Consider the following 21598-nt stretch of genomic DNA (forward strand, 5'->3'; position numbering starts at 1 on the left):
GGCGTGGCACGATAGAGGCAGGAGGGGATATGCCATCGAAGAGGGTCCGCCGCGGCGGGGATGTCGACGACGCGGTGCCGATGCGCCCGCGTCTGGACGCGGGCGTGATCGTATCCGCGGGACTGGAGCTGGCGGCCTCGGGCGCGACGACGATCTCGGTGCGCGAGCTCGGCACGCGGCTCGGCGCGGATCCGACCGCGATCTACCGGCACTTCCGCAGCAAGGACGACCTGATGCGGGCGCTGCTGGACGACATCACGCAGCGCGCCGTCCGGAGCGTCGACCTGCCGGTCGAGGACTGGCAGGGGCGCCTGCGCGCGCTGGCGCGCGCCACGCTGGATCTGTATTCGCAGTACCCCGCGGTCGGTGCGGAGGCGACCACGCTCACCACGCACGGCCCCGGCGAGCTCGGCGCGATCGAACTCATGCTGGAGGCGTTCACCACGGCGGGCCTGGATGAGGCCGGCGTCGTGCGCCACTATGCGCTGATGGCCTCGCACGTGCTGTCGACCGCGGCGGGCATCGCGCGCGCCAGAGCCGACCGCGGCGACGGCGACCTCGACGGCCCGTGGTTCGACGAGCCGCCGCTCGCGGATCCGCGCAGTCACCCCCGCATCGCCGCGCACACGGTCGCGCTCGCCTCGTTGCGCGACCGCGATCTGTTCTTCCTCGGGGTCGAGCTCGTCCTGGAATCCGCGGAGCGCGCCGCCCGCTGATCGCCTGTTCTGCTTCCGCAGGGTTGCGGCTCGGGCTTGCATCCGGTCTAGTTTTGTGACAAAACTAATTCCGGACGGCGAGGGCGCCGAGGACAGGAGCAGATCGATGCGGATCGGAATCATCGGCGCGGGGATCGGCGGACTCGCCACCGCGCTCAGCCTGGAGGCCGCGGGCTTCCGCGACATCACGGTGCACGAGAGGGCGGACCGGATCCGCGGCCTGGGGGTCGGCCTCAACCTGCTCCCGCACGCGATCCGGGAGCTCACCGAGCTCGGACTGCGCGACCGTGTGGAGGCGCTCGGCGTCGCTCCGGAGACCCTCGTCTACATGAACCGCTTCGGCCAGCACATCTGGAGCGAGCCTCGCGGACTCGCCGCCGGCTACCGCTGGCCGCAGCTCTCCGTGCACCGCGGCCAGCTGCAGCTCGCCCTGCGCGACGCGGTCGTGGAGTGCCTCGGCGACGTGATCCGGCTCGGCCATCGCCTCGTGGACGTGCAGGGCGAGGACGACGGATCCGAGACGGTCCGGTTCGCGACGGCAGACGGCGAGATCACCGCGACCTACGACCTCGTGATCGGGGCGGATGGGATCCACTCCGCGCTGCGCGCGCTCCGCTATCCCGCCGAGGGCGCTCCGCCATGGAGCGGGCTGACACTGTGGCGCGGGGTGGCCGAGGCGCCCGTGCTCGTCGACGGGCGCACCATGATCATGGCGGGCGACGGCGACCAGAAGTTCGTCGCATACCCGCTGGGCGCTCCTGAGGACGGGCGTCAGCGGCTGAACTTCATCGCCGAGCAGCGCGGGACCGGCCCCTTCGAGAGCCTCAAGGATCGTGCGGACTGGAACCGCGCCGTGGATCCGGGTCCGATCGCGAAGCTCTTCGCGGACTGGAGGTTCGAGGGCTTGGACGTGCCCGCGATCATCGCGAACGCGGAGGAGATCCTGGAGTATCCGATGGTCGATCGCGATGCGCTGGCGCAGTGGACGTTCGGGCGCACCACGCTCGTCGGCGACGCCGCCCACGCCATGTACCCGAACGGCTCGAACGGCGGATCCCAGGCCATCCTCGATGCGCGCACCCTCGCGTTCCACCTCGGCACGGCGGCGCGGGCCGGAGCTGCCGTCGATGCGGGGGCTGCGGCGGACCGCAGCGCGGAGGGCGCGGCGATCGACGCGGCGCTCGCCGGCTACGAGGACGCGCGCCGCCCCGCGATGACCGCGCTGCTGGCGGGCACCAGGGCGACCGGTCCGGAGCGGGTCATGCTGCTCGCGGCCGAGCGCGCCCCGCAGGGCTTCGCGCGCATCGACGACGTGATCCCTCGGAGCGAGCGCGAGGAGATCGCGAACGCCTACAAGCGCGCCGCGGGCTTCGCGCCGTCGATCCTCAATGAGCGCGCCTCGCTCGGTGTCGGGGATCCGGCGTGAGCGGCCTTTCCTCGGCCGGTTCCGCGCCGGCTGCTGACCCCGCGGGCGACGCCGAGAGCCGCCTCGCCGCGGTCATCTCCCCATTGCGGCGCACCCTGCTGGCCGCGGCGCGCGAGCGCGGCGAGCTGCCCGACATCCCCGACGCGCAGATCGAGGTCGTGCGTGCGCTGCTGCCGTCCTCGGGCAGCGCGGAGCGCGGTCCCGCCGAGCTCGCGGAGGCGCTGCACCTGAACCGCTCCACGGTCAGCAACCTGCTCGGCGCGATGGAGGCGGACGGCCTGGTCGAACGGCGCAGGGCCGACGGCGACGGACGCCGTGTCGTCGTCGTCCTGTCGCCGCGCGCGCTCGACCTCTTCGACCGCTTCGATCAGGCCGCGGGCGAGCTCCTGCGGGACGCGCTGGAGACCCTGGATCCCGCCGATCGTGAGGCCGTGACGGCCGCGGTCCCGGCTCTCGAGAAGCTCGCCGCCGCGCTGCGAGGGGGATCGCGATGAGCGACCTGTTCGCGGCGCTCCCCGAGCCGCGGCTCGAGCCGGCGTTCGACGTCACGGTGCAGGTCGGTCCCCCACGGGATCACGGCATCACTTCCGCCGGTCACCGACGCGTGGTGCCGATCCTGGGCGGCCGGATCACCGGCTCTCCGGAGGCCGAGATCGTGGCCGGCGGATCCGACCGCCAGCTCATCGCCCCCGACGGCACGATCGGCATCGACGCGGAGTACTCGGCGGTGGCCGCCGCGGGGCCTCTGCTCATCCGCACGCGCGGGGTGCGCCGCGGGTCGGCCGACGTCATCGCACGGCTGGGGCGCGGCGAGCCGGTGGATCCGGGCGCGTACTACTTCCGGACGACCTTCGAGGTCGAGGCGGCGGCTCCCGAATTCGCCGACCTGCAACGCACCCTGTTCGTCGCCGTGTGCCGGCGGGAAGGATCAGAGGTGCGCTACCGGGTGCACCGGATCGTCTGAGGCGCCGATCGCGGCGTCGGGAGACGGCCTCAGGCGGGCAGGAGCTCGCCGACGAGCTGCTGGATCCGCCGGCGGATCTCGTCGCGGATCGGCCGCACGGCCTCGATTCCCTGGCCCGCCGGGTCGTCGAGCGTCCAGTCCTCGTATCGCTTGCCGGGGAAGAACGGGCACGCGTCGCCGCAGCCCATCGTGATGACGACGTCGGAGTCCTGCACCGCCTCCGTGGTGAGAACTTTCGGCTGCTCTGCGGCGATGTCGATGCCCAGCTCCGCCATCGCGGCGACGGCGACCGGGTTGATCTGCTCGGCGGGCAGCGATCCGGCGGAGCGGACCTCGATGCGGTCGCCCGCGATCTCGCGCAGGAAGCCCGCGGCCATCTGGGAACGGCCCGCGTTGTGCACGCAGACGAACAGCACGGCGGGGGCGGCTTCGGCGGTCATGCGTCTCCTCGTTTCCGGGTTCAGCCTACGACGACCGGGCGCGCGCCGATCTGCAGGACGGGGGCGGCGCAGCAGCTTTCGCCGGCCGCGTCGAAGTCGCCGGATCCTCCGCATACGCCGGTGCTCGGGAGGGCCAGTTCGTTGCGGGCCGCGGCCTCGTGATCGCCGGCGAGGTGCGCGGCGACGCTGCGCACCTGCTCGAAGCCGGTGAGGGCGAGGAAGGTCGGCGCGCGGCCGTAGCTCTTCGCTCCGACGATGAAGAACCCGGGTTCCGGCTGGACCAGCTCGCGTGCGCCGGTCGCACCGACGGATCCGCACGAGTGGATGTTCGGGTCGATCTCGGCAGCGATGCCGGCCACCGCCTCCAGGGCGGGGTCGAGGTCGATCCGCAGCTCGGACAGGAAGGACGTGTCGGGGCGGAAGCCGGTCAGGGCGAAGACGTGGGCGATGCCGGGGATCTCGCGCCCGTCGCCTGCCACGGCCGTGACGCCGTCCGCGTCCGCGCGGAGTTCCGCCACGCGGAACGCGGTGACCACGTCGACGAGACCCCTCTCCATCGCGCGTCGCGCGCGGACGCCGAGAGCAGCGCGCTGGGGCAGGCCGTCGGCGTCGCCGCCGCCGAACACCGACCCCATGCCTCCACGCCGGAGCACCCAGGTGACCCTCGTCTCCGGTTCCGTGCGGGCCAGTTCGGTGAGTCGCAGCACGGCGTGCGCGGCGGAGTTGCCTGCACCCACGACGAGCACGTGCTTCCCCGCGAGCGCTGACACGTCGTCCGGGATCCGGTAGGAGATCCGGTCGCCGGCCGCGCGCTCGCCGAGCGCCGGAAGGCCGTCGGCACCGGCCGGACCCGGTGTCGCCCAGGTGCCGGATGCGTCGAGGACGGCCCGTGCGGCGATGCGTCCCTCCCGTCCGTCCGCGCCGACGGTGTGCACGGTGAACATCGCGTCGCGGCGACCCGAGTCGACGACCCGATCGCGCCCGGCTCGGGTGATGCCGGTCACCGTGGTGCTCGTGCGGACGCGTTCCCCCAGAGCCTTGGCGAGGGGAGCGAGGTAGAGGTCGACCCATTCGCGGCCGGTCGGGTACCCCTCGGCGGGGGCGATCCAGCCGGCGCGCTTGAGGAGGCGTTGTGCTGCGGCATCGACCAGCTCCGGCCATCCGGAGAAGAGTCGCACGTGCCCCCATTCCGAGACAGCGGCGGCTGCGCTATCCCCGCGTTCCAGGACGAGCACGTCCTGTCCGTGCTCGACGAGATGGGCGGCGGCGGCGAGGCCCTGGGGGCCTGCGCCCACGACGACGACGGGCAGGTCGGACATCGGCACTCCTCGGATCGGCAGCAGTCTCAGATTGAAAGACTTCAATGCGACTACCGTCCATCATCTATCGATGAATGTCAATACGTGGAAGGATGGGCACATGACGCTCCCCGTGACCATCGTCGCCGACGCCGCCTGCTGCGCCACAGTGCGTGAGCCCCGGGTCGGCGTCGAGGAGGCCGAGCGGATCGCTCACGTGTTCAAGGCGCTGGGCGATCCGACGCGCGTGAAGCTGCTCTCGCTCATCGGCGCCGGCGAGGGCGGCGAGGCGTGCATCTGCGATCTCACCGAGCCGGTCGGGCTCTCCCAGGGCACGGTTTCGCACCACATGAAGCTGCTCGCCGAGGCCGGGCTCGTGACGCGCGAGCAGCGCGGCAAGTGGGCGTACTTCGCGATCGCCGAGGGTGCGCTGGACGCCGCAGCGGCCTCGCTCCGGATGCTCTGAGTGTGCTCCGGATGGTCTGGCTGCGCTCGGCATGACTTGGCCTGTGCTCCGGACGCTCTTGCCGTGCTCCGGCTGATCTGAGCTCCGCTCAGGACGCGTGCCCTCGAGGATCCGGGCGCGCAGCGCTGACCGCGCTCGCGGGTGACGGTCGAGGGTGACCGCCGTGCTGGTCAGAATCCGGGGGTATCTGGGTCGGGTTCCGGGGGTGGGTTCGGGGCTTCGATGGTGAAGGTGACGGGTGAGGGTGGTTTGTCGATGTAGGTGGACCCGGTGGGGCTGGTCCATTCGAGGACTCCGGCGCCGCGCTGTTTGACTGTCCAGGCGGTCTGGTGTTTGAGGACGTGGTGGCGTCGGCAGAGTCCGCCGAGGTTGCCTTCCTCCGTGGGCCCGCCGTGGGCGGCGTCGATGGTGTGGTCGAGGTCCTGCGCGGCCGGTGGGAGCCCGCAGGTCGGGAATCGGCACCGGGAATCGCGGGCGTGCAGGAGGCGGCGGAGGTCGGCGTTGGGGCGATAGTGGTCGACAGCGAGGATCGCCCCGGTCACCGGGTGGGTGAGCACCCGTTCCCACGCGGTGACCCCGCCGGCGAGGATCCGGGCGGTGTGCGTGTCGATGGGCTGCCCGCCGGCTAGTTCGGCGGGCTGTTCGATACGGACACCGAACGCGGTCCCGGATCGCGTCGAGGTCCCGGATCCCGCCGGTGATCCGCATCCGCTGGTGCTGGCGGTCTCCGCCGCCACGAGGGTGAGTACCGGGACGGTGACTTCGACCCGTGCCTGAATCGCGGACAGGAGCCCGGCGTTCGTGTCGTGCCCGGACGCGGCCCCGGTGAGCAGCGTGTCCGCGCACAGGTCCGCGCGCAGCTGGTCCATCGTCCGCGCATCGCCGGGGTCGCCGAGCCCGACCGGATCACGGCCGACCCCGCCGGCCGCGTCTTTCGCGGCCAGCGCATTCGCGACGCTCACCGCCCGCGCCTGCTGCGTCAACCGGTCATAGATCCCGTCGATCACGGCGGCGGAGTGGATCACCCCGAGCGCCTTCTGCCCGTCGCCGAGGTCCTCCCGCCATACCCGACGGTGCTCCTGCACCTCCCGGTGCCGATCAGTCAGGCTCCGCGGCGCCAACCGTTCGGCGACCCGCTCGACGATCCGCTTCGCCCGGTGCGGGGTCTCCCCGGCACACGCCTCCACGGCGATCTGTTCGAACTCGGCCCGCACCGTCTCATCGAGCCGGGCGCCGGCGTCCTGGATCACCCGGACGTGGGCGGCGTTGATCCGCGCTTCCCCGAACGCGCGTGTGACCTCCGGGAACCGGGTCCCCAGGTCCGCCGCCCGTGCCATCCGGGCCTGCACGACCCGATCCGACATGCGCAACACCCCGGCGATCTCCGCCGCGACCGACCGCTCCGCGAGATCCACCGCCTCACCCCGCGGTGAGCCACCACCGGCGTCTCGGGCGGCGATCTCCTCGGCGACGCGCTGCGCGGCCCCGAGCTGCGCGTCCCGCAACGCCTGGAACCGGATGATCGTCGCCTCGGCCGCGGCCAGGCCCTCCCTCAGCAGGCGCAGCACCGTGACCGGATCCACCGGGTCGACCCCGGGATCCGCCACCGCGTCTGCTGAGTTCGTCATGGATCAAGTCAACACCGGACCACCGACATTCCCACCCCCAAAAGCGGCCCCTCAACAGGGAAAACATCACAGATAGATCACATCGTGATCGTGGGGAGGGGCGCCGATCAGGGGAGGGCGTCGTGCGGAGGGGCGCCGATCAGAAAGGGGCGAGGGGCGCGAGTCGACCGGACGCGCGAGTCGATCAGACGCGGGCGTTCTGCCGGGGAATCCAGACCTGCTTGACGATGATCAGGATCGACGCGGTCACCGGGACGGCGATGAGCGCGCCGAGCAGACCGAGCAGCGTGCCGCCGACGAGGGCACCGATCACGACGAGGGATCCGGGGATCGAGATCGCCCTGTTCATCACGCGCGGGGTGATGACGTACGCCTCCACCTGCATGTAGACGAGGTAGATGAGCGCGAAGATCAGAGCCATCAGCGGGGAGCTGAACAGCGCGATGCCGGTGCCGATGATCCAGAACAGGATCGGGCCGACCAGCGGGATCATCGTGATGAGGAAGGCCACGGTCGCCATCAGGGGCGGGAAAGGCAGTCCGAGCACGAGGTAGAGCACGAAGACGAGGGCCGCGTTGATGAGTGCGAGCACCACCATGCCCATCACGTACCCGCCGACCGAATCGGTGATCTGGGTGGTGATCCGCGAGACGTTCTTGCGGTCGCGCGCGGGCGCGAGCTGCAGCAGGCCGCTCTTCATCGAGGGCAGCGTGGCGAGGAAGTACAGCGTGAGGACGATGACGATGAGGGCGCCGGAGATGCCGGTCGCGATCGCCGCGCCGACCTGCAGCGCCGCGTTGCCGACCTGCAGCGCGCCGCCGCCGAGCTGCATGAGCTTGTTCGGGTCGCTGAGGAACTTCTGCACCTCGCTCATGAGGTCGCTCACGCCGCCGCCGAACTGCCCCTGGATCCAGCGGTACAGATCGCTGTGCAGGAACTCCTGGATCGTCGCCGGGATCGACTTGACGAACTCCGCGATCTGCGTGACCACGACCGGGACGATCGCGAGGATGACGAGCACGAGCGCGAGCGCGAACCCGACGATCACGATCACGACCGACCACGCCCGCGAAGCTCCGCGCCGCTCCAGCCACCGGACGGCCGGATCGAGGCCGAGTGCGGCGAACAGTGCGAACGCGATGTAGATGAGCACCGTCGACAGGCTCGTCAGGGCGAGCCCGAGGAGGATCGCCGCGAGACCACCCAGGGTGACGAGGAAACCGAACGCGAACGGGCGGTCGATCCGGGTCCAGAACGAGCCGCGCGGCGTGCCAGGCTCGACGACAGGGCGGGGCGTGTAGTCGCCCTCGGCGTCGTCGGCCACGATGGTGTCGGCCTGGGCCGTCGTGACGGCGCGTTCGCCGTCCTCGGCCTCTGCGACTGCGCTGTTGTCGAGCCCGGAGTCGTCGCTGGTCATGGCTTCACTTTAGGGGAGGGGTGCGCGCGCCCGGGGGTGCCGGTCCCGCGCTTCCGAGGTTCCTGGACCCGTCACGGCGGATCCGAGTCGGGGCGGAACGGGTTATCGTCGGAGGGATCGCACGTCCGCCGCCCGGTGAGGAGCCCCGATGTCCGCCCCCGATCCCCGCACCGAACTGCTGCGACTGCGCGCCAGCATCGACAACATCGACGCCGCCCTCATCTTCATGCTCGCCGAGCGGTTTCGCTGTACGCAGCAGGTCGGCGTGCTCAAGGCCGAGCACGACATGCCCGCCTCGGATCCCGGTCGCGAGGAGCAGCAGGTCGCGCGTCTGCGCGCCCTCGCGGAGGAGGCGCACCTGGATCCGGAGTTCGCGGAGAAGTGGTTCAACTTCGTCGTCGCGGAGGTCATCCGGCACCACACCGAGGCCGCCGAGTCCCGCTGACCCGGCGGCCCGACAGGCGGGATCAGCCCGCGTAGCTCGTGTCGTTCACGGACTGCACGGTCCAGGATCCGCGCGCGTAGCGGAGCGTGCTGACCGCTCCGTTCTCGATGGCGCCGTCGACGGTCGCGCCGAGGGACTCCAGCAGGCACGTGATCGACATGCCGCTCGAGACCGCGAGGATGCTGCCGCCGTACCGCATAGGCAGACGGCGGTCGGTTGCCGCGGTGGTGAGTGCGGCATTCATCCGCGCGGAGACCTGTGCCCAGGTCTCGGTGGGCAGGGTCTTGTCGGGGTTGCTCGCGACGAAGGCGTCGATGATGTGCGCGAGGGTGTCGAGAGGCCCGGCGGCAGCGAGCTGCGGGAACGCGGTCGACTGCTTCTCGCCCTCCCAGCCGCCGTAGGCGACCTCGCGGAGGCCGGCGATCCGCGTCGGGGCGAGCGAAGAGCCCGCGGCCGAGAGGATGCCGCTCGCGGTCTGGAAGTGGCGCATCATGTCGGCGGAGTAGGCGGCATCGAATCCGCCGATCTTCGCGGCGAGGTTGCGGCCGACGGTCTCGGCGATCGCAACCCCCGCCTCGGCGAGCGGCGAATCCGACCAGCCCTGGATCCGGCCGGCCTGATTCAGCCAGGTCTTGCCGTGGCGGACGAGGTACACGGTGATCGTGCGGTTGGGCTGCGCGGTCGGCGCGGCGACCGCGGGAGCGGCTCCGGCCAGAGCGAGCGTTCCGGTGAGGGCGGCGCCGCCGAGCGAGAGCAGGGCGGTGCGGCGGGACAGATCGGGCATGTCATCTCCTTCGATGGATGGTCTCCGAAACCCATATGTCGTTAAGGTTTCGAGCTGGCGAAAGCCTAGTGCTGTTCATGTTTCGCGCGCGGAGCTGTTTCCAGATCAAGTGACAGAAAGTGCGTGTTTTACCGTAAGATCGAGCATGGTCACGCAATCGACGTCGACCGGAGCCCGCCGAGGAGGACGCATGACCGACCCGAACGAGAATCTCGCCCCCGGCGCCCACATGCGCGCCGAGCTCGACTCGCAGCCCGAGATGTGGGAGCGCGCAGCCGGCATGACGGCGGAGCAGGCGCTGCTCCCGGCGAAGGGCCAGCGCGTCGCCGTGATCGGCTGCGGCACTTCGTGGTTCATGGCCCAGTCCTACGCCGCGCTGCGCGAACGCGCGGGCTTCGGCATCACCGACGCCTACGCCGCGAGCGAGGCGTTCATGGATCGCGGCTACGACGCCGTCGTCGCCCTGACCCGCTCCGGAACGACCACCGAGGTGCTCGAGCTCGTCGACGAGCTCAAGGGATCCGGATCCTCGGCGCGCGTCATCGGCGTCATCGGCGACGTGACCTCCCCGCTCGTGGGCATGGTCGACGACGCGATCCTGCTGCCGTTCGCCGACGAGCAGTCCGTCGTGCAGACCCGCTTCGCGACCACCGCGCTCGCGCTGTTCCGCGCCTCGCTCGGCGAAGACCTCACCGCCGCCATCGCCGACGCCCGCACCGCGCTCGCCGACGTGGATCCGACCCTCGCGGGCGCCGAGCAGTACACATTCCTCGGCCGCGGCTGGACGATCGGTCTCGCGCACGAGGCGGCTCTGAAGATGCGCGAGTCGTCGCAGTCGTGGACCGAGTCGTACCCCTCCATGGACTACCGACACGGCCCGATCGCCATCGCCGCCCCCGGCCGCATCACCTGGCAGTTCGGCGCCGCGCCCGAGGGCCTGGACGCCCAGGTCGCCGCGACCGGCGGGCGCTGGGTGCAGCACGCGATCGACCCGATGGCCGATCTCGTCCGCCTGCACCGTGTGGCGCTCGACCGCGCGCTGGCGAAGGGTCTCAACCCCGATGAGCCGCGCAACCTCACCCGTTCGGTCATCCTCGAGGACTGAGAGCCGGCGATGACGATCCCCTCCGGCGACGCCACCGTGGACGACGCCCGCACGCACGAGGCGGCAGAGGCCGCCCGTGCCGTGCCCGACGTGATCACCGATGCCTCGGGGGACCCCCTCGTCCCGCGTCAGGATCCGGGATCGGCGGCCGAGCTCGGCGCGGGTGCGCCCGTGCTCGCGTTCGACGTGGGTGGCACCGACATCAAGTCGGCCCTGTTCGACGCCGAGGGCGTCATGCTCGGGCTGCGCCGCACCCCGACGCCGGATCCGGGGGCGGACCTTCCAGAGCGGCTGATCGCCCGGCTGGTCGAGCTCGGCGCGCAGCTGCGCGAGGAGCATCCAGGCGTGGATCCGGTCGCGGTTGGACTGGTCGTCCCCGGCATCGTGGACGAGGTCGCCGGTGTCGGCGTCTTCGCCAGCAACATGGGCTGGCGGGACGCGCCGATCCGCGCACTCGCGGAGGAGGCGTTCGGGCTTCCTGTCGCGTTCGACCACGATGTCCGCACGGGCGGCTGGGCCGAGCACGTGCTCGGCGGCGCGCGCCCGTACCCGAACTCGATCGTGCTGATCATCGGCACCGGGATCGCCGGGGCGCTGCTGCTGGGCGGCGAGCCCTTCACGTCGGGCGGCTACGCCGGCGAGGTCGGCCATTCCCCGGTCGCGGACGAGCCGCTGTGCCCGTGCGGTGCGCGCGGCTGCCTCGAGGCCATCGCGTCCGCAGGCGCGATCGCCCGCCGCTACATCGCGCGCAGCGGGATCGCCGTCGAGGGCGCGAAGGAGGTCATCGCGCTCGCCGCCGAGGGCGATGAGGCCGCCGTCGAGGTCTGGAACGAGGCGCTCGACGCGCTCGCCCTGTCGCTCGCGCAGCTCACCGCGGTCGTCGCGCCGCAGGCCATCGTGATCGGTGGCGGGCTGTCGCGCGCGGGCGGCGTACTGTTCGACGAGCTCCGCGCGCGCCTGAGGGCGCGCCTCAGCTTCCACCGCATCCCGGAGCTTGTGCCCGCGCAGCTGCTGGGCAACGCCGGGATCCTGGGTGCGGCGCTGCGCGCGAGGAGTCTCGGATGATCGTCACCGTCACGCCGAATCCCGCCCTGGATCTCACCTGGCACGTCGATCGGATCGTGCAGGGCGAGACTCATCGCGCCGACGCCGGCATCGCCCGCGCGGGCGGCAAGGGCCTGAACGTCGCCCGGGTGGCGCACGCGCAGGGCGCCTCCGTCCTCGCGCTCGCGACTTCGGGCGGGGCGACGGGCGTCGAGTTCGCCGCCGAACTGGCCTCCTCGCCTGTTCCGCACGAGCTCGTCCCGGTACAGGGGGCGACCCGTCGCAGCGTGGCCCTGGTCGACGAGCACCTCGGCGACACCACGATCGTCAACGAGCGCGGCATCAACCCGACGACGCAGGAGTGGGAGGCGCTGAAGGCCGCCGTGGTGCGTGCGCTGGATGCTCCGGCCACGAAGGCGACGAAGCCCGTCCTCGTCCTCTCCGGATCCCTCCCGCCGGGCGCTCCCGACGACCTGCTGCCGACGCTCATCCGCATCGGCCGGGACGCCGGCGCGATCGTGATCGCCGACACGTCGGGGCCGGCACTGCTGGCCGCCGCCGACGCCGGGGCGACCGTGCTCAAACCCAATGCGGCCGAGCTCGCGGAGGCCACCGGTATCGCGGATCCCATCGCAGGGGCGTGCGAACTGCTGCACCGCGGAGCATCGCTGGTCCTGCTCTCCCGCGGGGCGGACGGGATGCTCGCGGTCACCGCGGACGAGGTCGTCCGCGCCCGACTGCCCCACCCCCTCGCCGGCAACCCGACCGGCGCGGGCGATGCCGCGGTCGCCGCCTGCGCCGTGCTGATGGCGCAGGGCGAGAAGGATCCGACCGTGCTGCTGCGCCGTGCGACGGCGTGGTCGGCCGCCGCGGTGCTGATGCCCCTCGCGGGCGAGATCCACCCGTCGTGGCCCGACCTCGAATCCGCCCTGCTCATCGACAGCCCGTCTCTGATGGCGCTGAGCCGACCGTCCACCGAAAGGACACCCCGATGACCCTCGTCTCCGCCCGCGACCTCGTGCACGACGCGGCCCGCCACGGCACCGGCGTCGGCGCCTTCAACGTGATCCACCTGGAGACGGCCGAGGCGCTGGTCGCCGCGTCCGCGCAGGCCGAGCTGCCTGTGATCCTGCAGATCTCGCAGAACTGCGCCGACTACCACGGCGGCCTCGAGCCGATCGCGCTCGCCACCCTCGCGGTCGCCCGGCGCGCCGAGACCCCGGTCGCCGTGCACCTCGACCACGCCGAGCGTCCCGAGCTCGTGGACGAGGCCATCGCGCTGGGCTTCGGCTCCGTGATGTTCGACGGCGGCGCGCTCGACTACGCCGAGAACGTCGCGCTCACCGCGCAGGTCGTCGAGCGGGCCCACGCCGCCGAGGTGTACGTGGAGGGCGAGCTCGGCGAGGTCGGCGGCAAGGACGGCGCGCACGCGCCGGGCGTCCGCACGGATCCGCAGGAGGCTCGGGCCTTCGTCGCGGAGACCGGCGTCGACGCCCTCGCCGTGGCCGTCGGATCCTCGCACGCGATGACCGACCGCACCGCGGCACTCGACCTCGATCTCATCGCGCGCCTCCGCGAGGCCCTGCGCGGCGCGGGCGAGGACGGCGTCGACGTGCCGCTCGTGCTGCACGGATCCAGCGGGGTGCCGGATGATGCGATCGCGGCGGCGGTGCGCGCGGGCATGACGAAGATCAACGTCTCCACGCACCTGAACGGCTTCTTCACCCGCGCGATCCGGGAGAAGTTGGAAGCGGATCCGCGCCTCGTCGACTCCCGGAAGTACCTCGCCCCCGCCCGCGATGCCGTGGCCGGCGAGGCCGCGCGCCTGCTGCGCCTGTTCGCCGGATCGGACCAGTCGTGACGGGGTTCGGTTTCGAAGCGCGCACTTTGCCCGATCTTCGCCCGGAATACAGCGATTCGCGCGCTTCGAACGAGAGATTCGGAGTCGCCGGGTGAACAGGGCGAACCGGCTGACGGCCATCCTCGACCTGCTCGCCGTGCGGGGGGACGTGTCGGTCGAGGAGCTCGCGGAGCGTTTCGACGCATCTGCCGCCACGATCCGCCGCGACCTGGACAGCCTGTCCGAACGGCGGCTGCTCACGCGCACCCACGGCGGGGCGGTGGCGCAGTCGGTCGCGTACGAGCTGCCGATCCGGTACAAGAGCCATCAGCGCACCTCGCAGAAGGAGCGCATCGCGCAGGCGGCGTCGGCGCTGGTCGCGCCCGGGTCGGTGGTGGGCCTCTCCGGCGGCACCACCACGACGGCGATCGCGGCGGCCCTCGCGGCCAGGGAGGACCTCGCCGACCAGGGGCTCACCGTGGTGACGAACGCCGTGAACATCGCCGCCCAGCTCGCCACGCGCCCCGACATCAAGGTCGTGGTGACCGGCGGGGTGATCCACTCCCGCAGCTACGAGCTCGTGGGCCCGTTCGTCGAGCAGCTGCTCGCGGGCATCGCGCTCGACATCGCGTTCATCGGCGTGAACGCCGTGTCCGCGGAGGGCATGGCGAGCACGCACGACGAGCGCGAAGCGGCCGTGAACCGCCTGATGGCGAGCCGCGCGCGACGTGCGGTGATCGTCGCCGACTCGTCGAAGATCGGCGCCTCGGCGTTCGCCGCGGTCGGCGGCGCGGATCTCTTCCCCACTCTCCTGACCGACGACGGCCTCGCACCTGCGGACCGCCGCTCGCTCACCGAAGCCGGCTTCGACGTGGTCCTGGCGGACTGACCTGGATCCCGGACCTGGATCCGACCCGGGATCCAGGCGCTCTCACGTGAGAAGGGTGTCGCCGATGAATCCGTCTTCGGCGCACCCTGGCGGAACGGCGAAGACGGCGGATCCGATGGGCGTCGTCCATTCGTTGAGGAGGTCGAGCTCGTCGAGGCGACGCTGCATGGGCGTGAACTGCCGCTCGATGTCGGCCTGGAACGAGACGAAGATGAGGCCCGAATCGGAGACCTGAGTCCCGGTCGGCCGTTCGTCGTAGTTGTAGGCGCGGCGGAAGATGCGTTCGGATCCGTCGCCGCGAGCCCGCCGCATGTGCGCGAACTGCGGGATGACGGGGAATCCGATGGATGTCTTCGCCTCGAAGTCCGGCTCGTCGAACTCGTCGGTTCCGGTGAGCGGCGCCCCGTTCGCGAGAGTGCGCCCGACGCTCGCGTCGCGGCCGGAGCGGTCCAGGCGATCCCACTTGTCGAGATCCATCCGGATGCGGCGCACGACCATTCCGGTGCCACCCGCGAGCCAGCCGTCCGTGGTCCAGACGACCTCGTCGAAGTCGTCTGTCCCCGGCCGGGGATTCGTGGTCCCATCGACCTGACCGAACAGGTTGCGCATCGTGGTGCCGGGTCGCTCGGTGCCGTACGCGCGCCGGAACCCCTGCTGGGTCCAGCGCACGTCCGCGAAACCGCGGGCGTCTTTCAGCAGCATCCGGGTGGCATGGGCGACCGTGAGGGGATCGTCTCCGGCGATCTGCAGCAGCAGGTCGCCGTCGGAGAATTCCGGACGCAGCTGATCCACGCGGAAGGCGGGCAGCGGGCTCAGCCATGCCGGACCGGATCCGCTCGCTCGCGCCACCAGGCCGGGCCCGAACCCGAAGGTGACCGTCAGACGCGCGGGCGCGTGCGACAGCTCCGGTTCGGAATCCGCCAAGGCGGGCTTCCCCTGGGTGAGCCGGGCCGCATCGTCGGTCAGGATCCGCAGCAGACGGGTGAGCGCCACCCGGTCGACATCGCCGTGGAGGTCGAGCGCGACGAACACCCCGTGCGCCTGGGCGTCGGTGTCGACGCCGGCCTGATGCACGCCGAAGAACGGCACGGTGTTCTCGCCGTTCATGGGCGCTGCCGGGGTGACGGGCGTCTCCTGCCGGCGGTTGAGGGCGAGGTCCACGCCGACCGCGGCGACCGCGCCGGCCCCGGCGACAGCCCCTCCGAGGAGGAACTGCCGCCGGGTCGACCCGGTGCGACGGGTGCGGGCGCCCTCAGCGGGCGCGGGCATCAGTGACCCGCGCCCTTGTGGCCGTCGTCGTAGTTCTCGTTCGCCCCCGAGTAGTCCTTCACGGGTGCCGTGAAGGTGTACGTCGAGCGATCGGAGAACGTGAGCGTGAAGCTGGCCTCAGCCCCGGCTTTCAGCGGTGCGGTGAGATCCATCAGCATGATGTGGTTCGCGCCCGGCTCGAGAGCGAGCTCGCCGTGCGCAGGGATGACGAAGCCGCCCTCGATCTCCCGCATGACCATCTCGCCCGAATCGTTCGCGACCGTCTCATGCAGCTGGAGCATGTTCGACGCATCCGAGGCGACGGAGACGACCGTGACATCGTCGCCGCTGCTGTTCGCGAGAGTTCCAAATGTTGCGGACATGCCGTCCTCGGCCGACTTCACCCAGGCGTTCTCGATGGTGACGACATCGCCCGCGGGTGCGGACGTGGCCGGTGCGGGTGCGGCGCACCCCGTCAGCGCGAGCAGCGAGACAGCGGCGAGCACGGTGAGGCGGGCAAGCCTGGTGGCGGTGTTGGCAGTGGTGTTCATGGTTGTCGTGCCTTTACAGATCATCTGCCGCGGGCTCGCCGGTGTCCGGCGTCGCGGCTGCCGTCCGAGGACGGCGAAGGAAACGGAACAGGACGAAACCGAGTGCAGCGATCGCTGCCCCGGCTCCGCCGATGAGCAGCACCCGCAGGGCGCCGCCGGATTCGTCTGCGATCTGATCTGACGTATTGGTCCTGATCTCCGGACGTGCCGACGCGCTTCCCTTGCCGGCGGTGGTTCCCGCGGTCAGGGGATCGGCGTCGCCGACCGTGAACGGGACGACTCCCGCGATCGGGTGCCCATCCGCGGACACGACCTGCCACCGCACCTGATATCCGGCGACAGGCATACCCGGCTTCAGCTCGGCGGTCACGATGTTCCCGACGACTTCGGCCTTTCCGGTCGCCCAGTTCGTGTCGGAGTCGTCGACCACGAGCACCACGGCGCCGAGCCCCGTGTCATCGAGCGCGAGGAGATCGCCGGAGAAGGTCATCGAGATGCTCGTCGGCGCGACGGTGAGCTGCTCGCCGGCGCCAGGAGTACTCGAGACCAGCTGGTCATGGGCGGACGCGGGTGACGCCGTCGTGAGCACGACGACGGACGCCAACGCCAGCCCCGCCGCATACCTGCGGAAAGGGGACATGAGTCAAGGACCTCTCGATGGACGCCGATACGGCGTCGTTCCTACGTTCAGATCGCCGCGCGCGAGACCGCGCGCGGGCAGGACGCACTGCACGACGAAGACGTCGCGCCAGCGCGGTTCGGATCAGATCGCGGAGAGAACAGGCGGCGCGCGCCCGCGCAGCGTCGCCAGGTGAGGGGCATCCGCAGGGCGCACGATGTCGAACGCACCCCACAGGGCGGGCTTCGTCTCGGGCGACGGGGCGACGACGACCGCGACGGCGCGCCGGTGCAGCCAGCGCACGGCCTGTGCGGCCAGATCGCGGATCGCGAGGACGAGCCGCTCGCCCCAGTGCAGTGCGGCGATCGTCACCGCTGCGGCGACCGCGTGACCGACCCACATGCTCCCGTCCGCGGCCACCACTTCCGGGAGGACTCCCGATGCCTCGGGCAGCGCCTGCGGCATCCCGTGCACATGCGGCCTCGGCGTCTTGGACGGCGTGATCGTGCCGAGCACGAAGAGCGTGTGGAACAGAAGCTGGCTCGCTCCCACCGACAGCCCGAGGCGGATCAGCGAGAGCTTCCGCCCGGCGAGCAGGACGCACACCATGAGCGACAGCAGCCAGGGCACGAGCAGCCCGAGCGGGCCGGGCATCTCGCCGCCGCCCGTGATGTGACCGGCCAGGGCGATGAAGATCGAGAGCGTCGCGGCCGCAAAGCCGCGGATGACCGCAGGCTTCCGGGACGCGAACACGCACCCAGTCTGTCACGAGTGCCGGAACTCCCGTCCGACCCGATCCGTGGCTCGTCCCTCACCGCCCGCCGGAAACCGGAGTTCTGCACAGATTGCAGAAGGCGCTCACCACCTGAGGCATGGTCGTGACAACGTGGATGCTGCGAGCCAGAATGGGGGCATGATCATGACGGAGCCGCAGGTGTGGACGCTGATCGGGGTGTTCGCGGCGGTCATGCTCGGAGGCATGACGCTCATGACGACGCTGCTCACGCGCACGATCTCCGCGAAGTCCGACGCCGCCGACAGCCGGATCGAAAGCCTTCGCGTGGAGATGAACGCGCGGTTCGACACGATGGACGTGAAGTTCTCGACGCTCGACAGGGAAGTCGCGACGCTCGCCGAGCGGTTCTGGCGCTCCTGACAGGGGTGTGCTCTCGCCAGACGGTCAGCGGGGCAGCAGCATCATCGCTCCCGGCGTGATGAGCGCAGCCATGACAGCGAGGATCCCGCCCGCGGCCCACGCCTGCCGGTGCCGCAACGCCGACACGACTTCGGCGCGCAGCGTCGCGAACGCCGTGAGGTCGGCTTCTGGGGGTGGCGACGAGCCCCAAGTCGCGGGGAGGACGGCCACCCGGACCAGCGCCGTGACGGCCTCCGGCGTCAAGATCCGCGGGGCTCGCTCCAGCCGCCGCACCAGTGAGTCTGCGCGCAGCACCTCGACGCGCGGCGGCTTCTCCTTGATCTGGATGCTCTTCGCGCCGACGATCGCGAGGATCGGCGTCCCCTCGACTGTCTGATGTGTCGCCTCGCCGAGAATCTTCGCGGCGCGCGTCGCCTCGAAGTCCGCATTGCGCAGGTGGTCGGTGCGCTGTCCGTTCACGAGGACGCGATGCCCGCCGACCCAGATCTTCGCGCCGTCGTGGTGCTTGGTGTTGATCGTGAAGACGCCGCCGGGACCGATCACCACATGGTCGATGTCGCTGCCCCGCTTCCCGACCGGCACGGCATGCAGCACGTGCCATTCGGGGCCGAGTCGGTCGAGGATCCTGCCGACCTCGAGTTCTCCGATCGCGCCGAGGTACCAGCTCTGGGCATCTGGCGAGAGCGGCGTCCTTCCGAACAGCCGCTGCACCCTGGTCCTCGGAGGCGTCGCCGACTGCACGCGCAACGTCTCCGCGATCACGGCGGAGCCAGGGGCGCGGAATCGCAGCGCATCGGGGAGGACCGCGCTCGCGCCGATCGGCGGATCTGGGGGAACTTCGGGGACCGCAGGCAGCGGCTCTTCACCCGCGCGTTCCTGGCCGACGACGGCAGGTCCGTCCGGCGCCTTCGACGCTTCCTGACAAGCGAGGCAGCACACGGTCTTGGCGTCCGGCTCGTACACCGCTTCGGTGCCGGCGGGCAGGGCCGTTCCGCAGACCCGGCAATGGCCTGCATAGCGCAGCCGCATCCGCTTCGCTGACGGATCCTGAGTCGTCATGCCTGGAGCGTAGCCACGGCGGAGGGCGGATGGCAGAGCCAGTTCACGACAACCAGTTCACGACGAGGGGCGTGGAGCGAAGGCGGCGATGCGCGATCCGCTCCACGCCCCTGCGCTCACGGCGTCGCGCGACGCAGCACCAGATACGAGATCCCCGCGAGCAGGGCGACCGCGACCAGGCCCCACAGCGCCAGCCCGAGCACGCCCATCGTGGCGAATCCCTCGCCGACCTGCCGCCACAGCCCGAACCGGGTGACGAGAAACGCGAGACCGACCAGGACGAGCCCGGCTCCGACTCCGACGAGTGTGATGGCCAGAGTGCCGGCGCGCTTGTAGATCGTCGCGCCCGTGAAGCCGAGCAGGAACAGCAGCAGCCCGAGCGCGAAGTACGACAGCCAGACGGTCAGCGGGCCCGCCTGCCACATCCACGGCACGCGGAACAGGAAGCCGTTCGCGCCCCAGCCGTTCGTCGCATCCTCGATCCACCCGCCCAGCAGGAACACGGCGGACAACGCCGCGGATCCGAGGACCGCCGTCGAGAGGGTCCCGAGGAAGAAATCGCGCCGGGTCACGCTCAGCGCCTGCGAGAACGGGAAGGTCAGGGTGAGCGCCTGCAGGCCGAGAGCGAAGAAGTACCAGAGGGGAGCCTGGCCGGCGCCGCTGTACTTCGGTCCGTCGACCGGGATCATCGCGAAGATCACGATCGACAGGGCGCTCGCCGCGACGAGGATGATCAGCGGGATCCACACCCAGGTCATCTTGTTGACCAGCTGAAGCCTGACCACGTTGAGGATCCGGGACATCAGCGCACCTCCTTCGTGAGGGATCCTGCGGCGTCCGCGGTCGCGGATCCGCCCTGCTCGCGCTGGGTGAGCCGCACGATGAGCTGCTGCAGCGACACCGGGGCGAGATCGAGGCCGGCGTCGAGCACGGCCGCGCGATCGGCCGCGGTGAGACGGCCGAGCACGGTGACGGAGGCGACCCTGCCGAGCGACTCGCGATGCAGGATCTCCCTGCCCGCGGTCCAGTCGTCCACGGCGGCGGCATCGCCGACCACGGTCGAGGCGCGCTCGCGCACAGCGTCGGTCTCCTCGTCGAGGAGGATGCGCCCGTCGTCGATCACGAGCACGCGCTCGATGAGGTTCGCGACCTCGTCGATCAGGTGCGAGGACAGGATGATCGTGCGCGGGTGCTCGACATAGTCCTCGAGGAGCCGGTCGTAGAAGATCTGCCGGGCGACCGCGTCGAGCCCGAGGTAGGGCTCGTCGAAGAAGGTGATCTCCGCCCGTGAGGCGAGGCCGATGATCACGCCGACGGCGGAGAGCTGCCCGCGGGACAGCTTCTTGATCCGGCGCTTCATCGGCAGCTGGAACTCGGCGACCAGCCGGTCGGCGAGTTCCTGGTTCCAGTTCGGGAAGAACAGCCGGGCCGCGCCGAGCGCGTGGATCGGCGCCGCATCGTCGGGGTACTTCTGGCTCTCCCGCACGAAGCACACGCGACTCAGCACGTGCGCGTTCTCGTACGGGTCCTCGCCGAACAGGCGCACCTCGCCCGAGGTGGCGAAGTTCTGTGCGGTGAGGATCGACATGAGGGTGGTCTTGCCGGCGCCGTTGCGGCCGAGCAGACCGTAGATGGTGTCGGCCTCGATCTCGAACGAGACGTGGTCGAGTGCGAGCTTGTCGCGGTAGCGCTTGGCGAGGTTCGACACCTCGATGACGGCGGTCATGCGCGGTTCCCTTCGGTGAGTGCGGTCGATGCGGCCCCGTCGGCGCGTTCGCGCAGGAGTGCGGCGAGGTCCTCGGCGTCGAGCCCGAGCGTGCGGGCCTCGGCGAGGAGCGGATCGATGAAACGGTCCGCGAACACGGTGCGGCGTTCGCGGAGCAGGATGTCGCGGGCGCCGACGGCGACGAACATGCCGATGCCGCGGCGCTTGATGAGCACTCCCTTGTCGGTGAGCATGGCCACTCCCTTTGCGGCGGTCGCGGGGTTGATCCGGTAGAAGGCGGCGAGCTCGTTCGTGGACGGAGCCTGCGTGTCTTCGGAGAGCGAGCCGTCGACGATGGAGTCCTCGATCGCCTCGGCGATCTGGAGGAAGAGCGGACGGCCTTCGTCGATCACGGATGTCCTCGCAGCGGTGAGTCGGTTAGTTACTCGACTAACTAACCATTGAACCTGCGAAGTGTCAAGTGCTGCTCGCGTCGCCGGCGAGATGCACCTGCTCGGCCGGGCGGATGAGCAGGGTCCCGCGGGATCCCGGAACCGCTGTGTTGCGACATCGCGACTAGCGATTCACGACCGATCGGTCATCTGGAGCGCGAGTGGCGTCATCGGATGAGGGCTCTGTCGTCTCTCAGGTGCACGGCGTTCGCGGGTCGAGACCCCTGATCTCGGCCTGTCGATTCCCATCGTCGTGTTCGCCCGCCGGCTGTGGGGCGGGGTCGTCACCCAGCGGTCGTCTCCATTGTTCGTGGAGCGGGCGAGGTGCGGCCGGACAGGGTTCCGG

Annotated in this window: 25 protein-coding genes; 12 read left to right on the top strand and 13 right to left on the bottom strand. The window is 70.9% G+C overall.

Going from position 1 to position 21598, the window contains the following annotated elements; translation table 11 throughout:
- Nucleotides 1-29 precede the first annotated feature (29 nt).
- From RS86_RS07355 to RS86_RS07370, 4 genes are all read left to right on the top strand, one after another.
- On the top strand, nucleotides 30-716 hold the full coding sequence (locus tag RS86_RS07355; RefSeq protein WP_045271584.1) for a TetR/AcrR family transcriptional regulator: 687 nt from the start codon (nucleotides 30-32) through the stop codon (nucleotides 714-716).
- Nucleotides 717-822: 106 nt separating this feature from the next.
- Nucleotides 823-2142, top strand: coding sequence for an FAD-dependent monooxygenase (locus RS86_RS07360; RefSeq protein ID WP_045271585.1), 1320 nt, complete (start codon nucleotides 823-825; stop codon nucleotides 2140-2142).
- Complete coding sequence (locus RS86_RS07365) at nucleotides 2139-2636, top strand: MarR family winged helix-turn-helix transcriptional regulator (protein ID WP_082076649.1); 498 nt, start codon at nucleotides 2139-2141, stop codon at nucleotides 2634-2636. Before RS86_RS07360 ends, RS86_RS07365 begins: the two co-directional genes overlap by 4 nt.
- Nucleotides 2633-3106 carry a DUF3237 domain-containing protein gene (locus tag RS86_RS07370; protein WP_045271586.1) on the top strand — a complete coding sequence of 158 codons (474 nt, stop codon included), beginning with the start codon at nucleotides 2633-2635 and terminating at the stop codon, nucleotides 3104-3106. Before RS86_RS07365 ends, RS86_RS07370 begins: the two co-directional genes overlap by 4 nt.
- 29 nt (nucleotides 3107-3135) lie before the next feature.
- Here the strand turns inward: RS86_RS07370 and RS86_RS07375 are convergent, their stop codons facing one another.
- The gene (locus tag RS86_RS07375) at nucleotides 3136-3546 is read right to left on the bottom strand and encodes an arsenate reductase ArsC (RefSeq protein WP_045271587.1); all 411 of its coding nucleotides are present in this window, start codon (nucleotides 3544-3546) and stop codon (nucleotides 3136-3138) included.
- Nucleotides 3547-3566: 20 nt separating this feature from the next.
- On the bottom strand, nucleotides 3567-4865 hold the full coding sequence (locus RS86_RS07380; RefSeq protein WP_045271588.1) for an FAD-dependent oxidoreductase: 1299 nt from the start codon (nucleotides 4863-4865) through the stop codon (nucleotides 3567-3569).
- 100 nt (nucleotides 4866-4965) lie between these two features.
- On the opposite strand from RS86_RS07380, the gene RS86_RS07385 reads away from it, so the two are divergent.
- Nucleotides 4966-5310 (top strand): ArsR/SmtB family transcription factor, encoded by a 345-nt coding sequence (locus RS86_RS07385; protein ID WP_082076650.1) that lies wholly within the window; start codon nucleotides 4966-4968, stop codon nucleotides 5308-5310.
- Nucleotides 5311-5480: 170 nt separating this feature from the next.
- On the opposite strand, the gene RS86_RS07390 is transcribed toward RS86_RS07385, so the two are convergent.
- Together RS86_RS07390 and RS86_RS07395 are read right to left on the bottom strand one after the other, a co-directional pair.
- On the bottom strand, nucleotides 5481-6938 hold the full coding sequence (locus RS86_RS07390; protein ID WP_052680136.1) for an HNH endonuclease signature motif containing protein: 1458 nt from the start codon (nucleotides 6936-6938) through the stop codon (nucleotides 5481-5483).
- Between the two features lie 184 nt (nucleotides 6939-7122).
- A complete protein-coding gene (locus RS86_RS07395) occupies nucleotides 7123-8355 on the bottom strand; it encodes an AI-2E family transporter (protein WP_052680137.1) in 1233 nt (410 codons plus the stop codon).
- Between the two features lie 148 nt (nucleotides 8356-8503).
- On the opposite strand from RS86_RS07395, the gene RS86_RS07400 reads away from it, so the two are divergent.
- Nucleotides 8504-8800, top strand: coding sequence for a chorismate mutase (locus RS86_RS07400; protein ID WP_045271589.1), 297 nt, complete (start codon nucleotides 8504-8506; stop codon nucleotides 8798-8800).
- A 22-nt stretch (nucleotides 8801-8822) separates the two neighbouring features.
- Here the strand turns inward: RS86_RS07400 and RS86_RS07405 are convergent, their stop codons facing one another.
- A complete protein-coding gene (locus tag RS86_RS07405; protein WP_045271590.1) occupies nucleotides 8823-9584 on the bottom strand; it encodes a histidine phosphatase family protein in 762 nt (253 codons plus the stop codon).
- A 190-nt stretch (nucleotides 9585-9774) separates the two neighbouring features.
- On the opposite strand from RS86_RS07405, the gene RS86_RS07410 reads away from it, so the two are divergent.
- The 5 genes from RS86_RS07410 (at nucleotide 9775) to RS86_RS07430 (ending at nucleotide 14462) form a co-directional block, all read left to right on the top strand.
- Nucleotides 9775-10689 carry an SIS domain-containing protein gene (locus RS86_RS07410; RefSeq protein ID WP_045271591.1) on the top strand — a complete coding sequence of 305 codons (915 nt, stop codon included), beginning with the start codon at nucleotides 9775-9777 and terminating at the stop codon, nucleotides 10687-10689.
- A 9-nt stretch (nucleotides 10690-10698) separates the two neighbouring features.
- A complete protein-coding gene (locus RS86_RS07415) occupies nucleotides 10699-11754 on the top strand; it encodes an ROK family protein (RefSeq protein ID WP_082076651.1) in 1056 nt (351 codons plus the stop codon).
- Nucleotides 11751-12728 carry a 1-phosphofructokinase family hexose kinase gene (locus RS86_RS07420; RefSeq protein WP_045271592.1) on the top strand — a complete coding sequence of 326 codons (978 nt, stop codon included), beginning with the start codon at nucleotides 11751-11753 and terminating at the stop codon, nucleotides 12726-12728. The genes RS86_RS07415 and RS86_RS07420 overlap by 4 nt, the downstream gene beginning before the upstream one ends.
- Nucleotides 12725-13594 carry a class II fructose-bisphosphate aldolase gene (locus RS86_RS07425; RefSeq protein WP_045271593.1) on the top strand — a complete coding sequence of 290 codons (870 nt, stop codon included), beginning with the start codon at nucleotides 12725-12727 and terminating at the stop codon, nucleotides 13592-13594. Before RS86_RS07420 ends, RS86_RS07425 begins: the two co-directional genes overlap by 4 nt.
- A 91-nt stretch (nucleotides 13595-13685) precedes the next feature.
- The gene (locus tag RS86_RS07430) at nucleotides 13686-14462 is read left to right on the top strand and encodes a DeoR/GlpR family DNA-binding transcription regulator (protein WP_045271594.1); all 777 of its coding nucleotides are present in this window, start codon (nucleotides 13686-13688) and stop codon (nucleotides 14460-14462) included.
- A 42-nt stretch (nucleotides 14463-14504) separates the two neighbouring features.
- Here RS86_RS07430 and RS86_RS07435 read toward each other — a convergent pair whose 3' ends face one another.
- The 4 genes from RS86_RS07435 to RS86_RS07450 form a co-directional block, all read right to left on the bottom strand.
- Nucleotides 14505-15731: a Dyp-type peroxidase gene (locus tag RS86_RS07435; RefSeq protein WP_045271595.1), complete on the bottom strand. Its 1227-nt coding sequence runs from the start codon at nucleotides 15729-15731 to the stop codon at nucleotides 14505-14507.
- Nucleotides 15731-16261 carry a copper chaperone PCu(A)C gene (locus RS86_RS07440; RefSeq protein WP_045271596.1) on the bottom strand — a complete coding sequence of 177 codons (531 nt, stop codon included), beginning with the start codon at nucleotides 16259-16261 and terminating at the stop codon, nucleotides 15731-15733. The genes RS86_RS07435 and RS86_RS07440 overlap by 1 nt, the downstream gene beginning before the upstream one ends.
- A 13-nt stretch (nucleotides 16262-16274) precedes the next feature.
- Complete coding sequence (locus RS86_RS07445; RefSeq protein ID WP_045271597.1) at nucleotides 16275-16901, bottom strand: copper resistance CopC family protein; 627 nt, start codon at nucleotides 16899-16901, stop codon at nucleotides 16275-16277.
- Nucleotides 16902-17024: 123 nt separating this feature from the next.
- Nucleotides 17025-17633 carry a hypothetical protein gene (locus RS86_RS07450; protein WP_052680138.1) on the bottom strand — a complete coding sequence of 203 codons (609 nt, stop codon included), beginning with the start codon at nucleotides 17631-17633 and terminating at the stop codon, nucleotides 17025-17027.
- Nucleotides 17634-17793: 160 nt separating this feature from the next.
- Between RS86_RS07450 and RS86_RS07455 the strand changes: the two genes are divergently transcribed.
- Nucleotides 17794-18036: a hypothetical protein gene (locus tag RS86_RS07455; RefSeq protein WP_045271598.1), complete on the top strand. Its 243-nt coding sequence runs from the start codon at nucleotides 17794-17796 to the stop codon at nucleotides 18034-18036.
- Nucleotides 18037-18060: 24 nt separating this feature from the next.
- On the opposite strand, the gene RS86_RS07460 is transcribed toward RS86_RS07455, so the two are convergent.
- The 4 genes from RS86_RS07460 to RS86_RS07475 form a co-directional block, all read right to left on the bottom strand.
- A complete protein-coding gene (locus RS86_RS07460; protein ID WP_200892765.1) occupies nucleotides 18061-19095 on the bottom strand; it encodes a nuclease-related domain-containing protein in 1035 nt (344 codons plus the stop codon).
- Nucleotides 19096-19211: 116 nt separating this feature from the next.
- Nucleotides 19212-19898, bottom strand: coding sequence for a hypothetical protein (locus RS86_RS07465; protein ID WP_045271599.1), 687 nt, complete (start codon nucleotides 19896-19898; stop codon nucleotides 19212-19214).
- Complete coding sequence (locus RS86_RS07470; protein WP_045271600.1) at nucleotides 19898-20821, bottom strand: ABC transporter ATP-binding protein; 924 nt, start codon at nucleotides 20819-20821, stop codon at nucleotides 19898-19900. The genes RS86_RS07465 and RS86_RS07470 overlap by 1 nt, the downstream gene beginning before the upstream one ends.
- Nucleotides 20818-21213, bottom strand: coding sequence for a GntR family transcriptional regulator (locus RS86_RS07475; RefSeq protein ID WP_045271601.1), 396 nt, complete (start codon nucleotides 21211-21213; stop codon nucleotides 20818-20820). The genes RS86_RS07470 and RS86_RS07475 overlap by 4 nt, the downstream gene beginning before the upstream one ends.
- Nucleotides 21214-21598: the final 385 nt, after the last annotated feature.

The sequence above is a fragment of the Microbacterium azadirachtae genome, assembly GCF_000956505.1.
Classification (GTDB): Bacteria; Actinomycetota; Actinomycetes; order Actinomycetales; family Microbacteriaceae; genus Microbacterium; species Microbacterium azadirachtae_A.